Raw genomic sequence first — 5090 nt, 5'->3', positions numbered from 1 at the left:
GTCGACGGCGTCTTCGTCGGCCCGTCGGACCTGGCCGCCTCGATGGGCCTGCTCGGGCAGCAGTCCCATCCCGACGTCGTGGCCGCCGTGCTGCGCACCTTCGAGGCGGTCCGCGGTGCGGGCAAGCCGGTCGGGGTCAACGCGTTCGACCCCGTCGTGGCGCGCTCCTACCTCGATGCGGGTGCCGCGTTCGTGCTCGTCGGCGCCGACGTGGCGCTGCTTGCCCGCGGCTCCGAGGCGCTGGCCGCGAGCTTCATCCCGGAGGCCGACGCCCCGGCCCGGGCGTCGTACTGACCGGGACTGCCGGTGTGCGTGGTTGTGGTCGTGATGGCGACCCGAACCGCGCACACCCCCGAGGGCGAGGCCCGTCCTAGCCCGTCGGCGTCGGCAGCGCCCGGCCGGGGGACCAGCCCTCGTGCTGCAGCTGGTCCAGCAGGGCGGCCACGGCGGTGCGGTGCACCCGGGTGTGCACCGGCAGCAGCAGCAGGTCGCCGGGAGCGGCCCACGCCAGCATCTGGCGCACGGCGGTCGTCTCGTCCGGGCAGACCGGCAACGCGTCCGGCGCGACCCCCTGCTCGAGCAGCGCCCGGCCGAGGATGGCGGGGATCTCACCCAGGGCCCGGCCGCGCAGGTACTCCGGGCCCAGGTCCTTCAGCCAGATGCGGTCCGGTCCGGCCGAGGCGGCGACCGCAGCCAGGGCCCGGTAGTCGTCGTCGCGACGATCGCCGGCGTGCCCGAGCAGCAGCGCGAACCGTCCGCTGCCGCGCAGGCTCGCCGCGACGTGCAACAGCTTGCCCAGCCCGTCGGGGTTGTGGGCGTAGTCCATCAGCACCTCGACGTCCCCCAGCCGCCAGTGCTGCAGACGCCCCGGGTTGTCGGCGTGCGAGGAGCCGAACCGGCCCAGCACGGCGGCCACCAGCGCCGGTGGGACACCCATGGCGCAGGCCGCGAGCGCGGCAGCGGCCGCGTTGGCGATGTTGTACCCGGCGGTGCCGCCCATGGTCAACGGCATCGCCGTGATCTCGCCGAGGTCGTGCCGGCGGTCCCCGTCGGCCAGCACCAGGTGGCCGTCCGCCGCGCCGCAGGCCCGACTGCCGCGCCCCAGGGCGGTGCCGAGCTCGAGCGCGAACCACGCGATCGCCGTTCGGCCCGTGGCCAGGGCATGACGGGTGACCACCGGGTCGTCCGCGTTGGCGACCAGCACGCCGTCCGGGGCCAGCGCCTTGGCCACCACGATCTTGACGCCGGCGATGTCGTCGAGGGTGTCGATGCCGTAGTCGCCGAGGTGGTCGGAGCTGATGTTGGTCACGACGGAGGCGCGGGCGCCGGTGACCGCGAGCCCTCGCCGCAGCATCCCGCCGCGCGCGACCTCGAGAACGGCGGCCTGGACCCGCGGGTCGCGCAGCACGGTGCGGGCGCCGACCGGGCCGGAGTAGTCACCGCTGGCGACCTTCGCTCCACCCACCACCAGACCGTCCGTGCAGCTGTGGCCGACGACCGTGCCGCTCGTCTCGAGCATCGCCGTGATCAGGCGCACCGTGGTGGTCTTGCCGTTGGAGCCGGTGACCAGGGCCTTGGGTACGCCGGCCAGCCCGGCCCAGTCCACGTTCGCTGCGGCGGGCAGGTCGCCGAGCGCCCACAGCCTGGCGTGCGCGCCCTCGCCGATCGACACCTGTTCGTCGTCGAAATGGGTGGGGATGCCGCGACGGGCCGCAGCGTCGAGCAGGTCCATCAGGGCCGGGTCCGCTTCCGCACGCGCCATCTCGAGCAGCCGGGCCATGGCCTCGGCCTCTTCGAAGTGGGCGACGTGCGGCCGGGGGTCGTCGCTGTCCGGGTCGGCCGGCCCGGCACCCGCCCGGATGCCGAGGGCGGTGTAGAGCGACCACTCGTTGACCTCCGTGGCCGTGAAGAGCTGGTCGAGGGGTGCCTCAAAGGCGAGCACCACGCCGCCGGTATGCCGCCGTGCCACGACGGCTCCGGGCGGCCACCCCAGCGCCTCGCGGGCGTGCTCGACGCCGGCCCGCCACCTGGCCAGGGCGGCGTCGTCCGGCACGGCCTCGGGCCCGGCCTGCAGGACCACGCCCACGCCGTCGAAGAAGCGGTTCGCGCCGAGCAGCCGCCGGGAGCTCTCGAAGGGGACGACCGGCTCGGTGTGCTCGCTCAATCGCTCTCCTCGCGTTCGAAGCGCAGGCCGCGCTCGTCGCGGACCACGCCTTCCATCGCGGCCACGATCCGCTCGTCGAGCGTGGTCTGCAGCGCGGGCGTCTCCGCGCGCGGCGCCGCCTTCGGGGCGTCGCCGTCCGGCTGGAAGCGGATGATCTGCTTCCACGACCGGGTCAGCGCGTCGGCGAAGACGAGGACCAGGTCGCCGGGCTTGCCCATCAGCAGGGCGGCGTCGATCGCCTGCTGCTCGTCGGGAATGATGTCGATGGCATCCTTCGGGACCCCGGCCGAGACCAGGGTGTCGGCGATGAGGCGCGGCACCTCGTCGTCCTCGCGACCGCGCCGCGCGTCGTCGCGCCGGCAGATGTAGTGGTCGAACTTGCCGGCGACGGCCTGGGCGATGTCGCGCAGGTCCTCGTCGCGGCGATCGCCCGGACCGGCGACCACGACGATCCGGCGCTCGGCGTCGAGGCGCTGCGCCAGGTCGGCCATCACCCCGACGGCCTGGGCGTTGTGCGCGTAGTCCATGATCACCTTGAACGGGTGCTCGTCGAAGACGTTCATCCGCCCGGGTGCCTGGAAGAAGGTCGTGTCGAAGGTGCGCAGGCCCTGCCGGATCGCGTCCAGCTTGATGCCGAGCGAGTAGGCCATCGCGGCGGTGACCATCGCGTTCTGCACGTTGTGCAGGGCCCGGCCCTCCAGCGTGGCCGGGATCAGGTGGGTCCACATCAGCGGGATGTGGCTGCCCTTGTCGTACAGGGTGATCATGTGGCCGTTGACGCCCTGCTCCAGCGCGCAGGCCCGCCCGCCGGCGCGGATGTGCTCGCGCACGAGCGGGTGGGACGGGTTCATGGTGACGTAGCAGATCACCTCGGCGTCGGTGTACGCCGACATCTTCAGCACGTTCGGGTCGTCCGCGTTGAGCACAGCGCAGTCGGTGGCCACCTCCACCACGATGCGCTTGATCTCGGCGAGCTGCTCGAGGGTGTCGATCCGCTTCAGCCCGAGGTGGTCGGAGGCGACGTTGAGGACCGCGCCGACGTTGACCTGGGTGACCCCCATGCCGGCCCGGAGCAGGCCGCCGCGGGCGGTCTCGAGCACGGCCAGGTCGATCGTCGGGTCGGCCAGCACCATGCGCGCCGAGACCGGCCCGGTCATGTCGCCCTCCACCGTGCGCTGGCCGTCGACGTAGACACCGTCGGTGGTGGTCAGGCCCGGGGTGTAACCGGCCATCTTGGCGACATGGGCCAGCATCCGTGCGGTCGTGGTCTTGCCGTTGGTGCCGGTGACGGCGGCGATCGGCACGCGCGCGGGGGTGCCCGGCGGGAACAGCATGTCGATCACCGGGCCGGCGGCGTCGCGCGGGGTGCCCTCGCTCGGCGCGATGTGCATCCGGAAGCCGGGGGCCGCGTTGACCTCGCAGATCCCGCCGCCGATCGTGCGGAAGCTCTCCGCGATGTTGGTGGACAGGAAGTCGACCCCGCCGACGTCGAGCCCGATGGCGCGCACCGCCCGCTCGGCCATCGCGCGGTTGTCGGGGTGGATGACGTCGGTGACGTCGGTGGCCGTGCCGCCGGTGGACAGGTTCGCGGTGGAGCGCAGGTACACGACCTCCTCGTCGGCCGGCACGCTGTCGGCGGTGTAGCCCTTGTGCTCCATCATCAGCTCGGCCTCGCGGTCCAGCTTGAGCCGCGTCAGCACCTTCTCGTGGCCGACGCCCCGGCGGGGGTCGCTGTTGACCTGCTCGACGAGCGCCGCGATGGTCGAGCTGCCGTCGCCGACCACGTGCCCGGGCGTGCGCCGGGTCGCCGCGACGAGCTCGCCGTTGATCACCAGCAGCCGGTGGTCCGCCCCGGACAGGTAGGTCTCCACGATCACCGAGCGCGAGTGCTCCTGCGCCGCGTGGAACGCCGCGCGCACCTCGTCCTCGCTGGTGATGTTGATCGTGATGCCGCGGCCGTGGTTGCCGTTGTACGGCTTGACCACGACCGGCCCGTCCAGCCGCTGGGCGGCCCGCCAGGCGGCATCGGCGCTGCGGACCAGTCGCTGCTGGGGCACCGGCAGTCCCTGCTCGCCCAGGATCTTGTTGGTCTCCTCCTTGTCGGAGGCCAGCTCCACCGCGATGTGCGGGGTGCGTCCGGTGATGGTGGCCTGGATGCGCTGCTGGTACTTGCCGTGCCCGAGCTGTACCAGCGACTGGTCGTTCAGGCGGATCCACGGGATGTCGCGCTCCACGGCCGCCTTCACCAACGACGCGGTGGACGGGCCCAGGGCCCGCCGCTGGGCGTAGTGGATGAAGTCGTCGCGCTCCTCGTCCCAGTTCCAGCTCTCGTCCGTGGCCGTGCGCAGCTGCTCGGGCAGCAGCGAGTCCAGCAGGCGCAGGGCCAGCTCGCCCGCGGCGATGCCCTCCTCACGCTGCTCGTACTCGTACACCACCGAGTACACGCCGGGCAGGTCGTCGGAGATGCTGCGGGTCTTGCCGAAGGTGACCGCCTCGCCGGCGATGTTCTGCAGCTCGATCGCCACGTGCTCGAGCACGTGGCCGAGCCAGGTGCCCTCGCCCTCGCGCATCCGCCGGACGAAGCCGCCCGGCTCGCGGTACGAGCAGCCGTGCTCGTGCAGATCGGGCAGGGCGGCCAGCAGGGCGTCCACGAAGTCGGGGCCGAGTCTCGTGGTCGGCCAGTTCTCCAGCTCGCCGAGGTCGAGCTCGAGGCGGATGACCGGGAACCGCGCGTACTGCGACGGCCCGACATAGACGTTTCGGTTCAGGATCCGCACTGGGCTCTCCAACTCTCGATCGGCGCTGCTCTGGGCCGGGTTCACGTAGCCGTTTGCTGTCGTATCGTGCCACCCCCGAGCCGCCGTCCGAAACCCCGGACCCGCAGCGGTCCGCCACGCTCCCGTCCCGACCGGACGCCGTCCCGACC

The 5090-nt window shown here is 72.7% G+C and carries 3 protein-coding genes; 1 reads left to right on the top strand and 2 read right to left on the bottom strand.

Features of this window, described 5'->3' with window-relative positions; genetic code table 11:
* Positions 1 to 294 (top strand): aldolase/citrate lyase family protein (locus WMI84_RS16815; protein WP_347354927.1); only part of this gene is annotated, 294 nt, incomplete at its 5' end.
* 76 nt (positions 295 to 370) lie between these two features.
* On the opposite strand, the gene WMI84_RS16810 is transcribed toward WMI84_RS16815, so the two are convergent.
* Both WMI84_RS16810 and cphA read right to left on the bottom strand, forming a co-directional pair.
* Positions 371 to 2164 carry a Mur ligase family protein gene (locus tag WMI84_RS16810; protein WP_347354926.1) on the bottom strand — a complete coding sequence of 598 codons (1794 nt, stop codon included), beginning with the start codon at positions 2162 to 2164 and terminating at the stop codon, positions 371 to 373.
* The gene (gene cphA, locus WMI84_RS16805; RefSeq protein ID WP_347354925.1) at positions 2161 to 4941 is read right to left on the bottom strand and encodes a cyanophycin synthetase; all 2781 of its coding nucleotides are present in this window, start codon (positions 4939 to 4941) and stop codon (positions 2161 to 2163) included. The genes WMI84_RS16810 and cphA overlap by 4 nt, the downstream gene beginning before the upstream one ends.
* Between the last annotated feature and the right edge of the window lie 149 nt (positions 4942 to 5090).

This window comes from Intrasporangium sp. (genome assembly GCF_039812505.1).
In the GTDB taxonomy this organism is placed as follows: Bacteria; Actinomycetota; Actinomycetes; order Actinomycetales; family Dermatophilaceae; genus Intrasporangium_A.
Note: the sequence above shows the minus strand (reverse complement) of the source record. Positions and strands in the feature narration are given on the sequence as shown.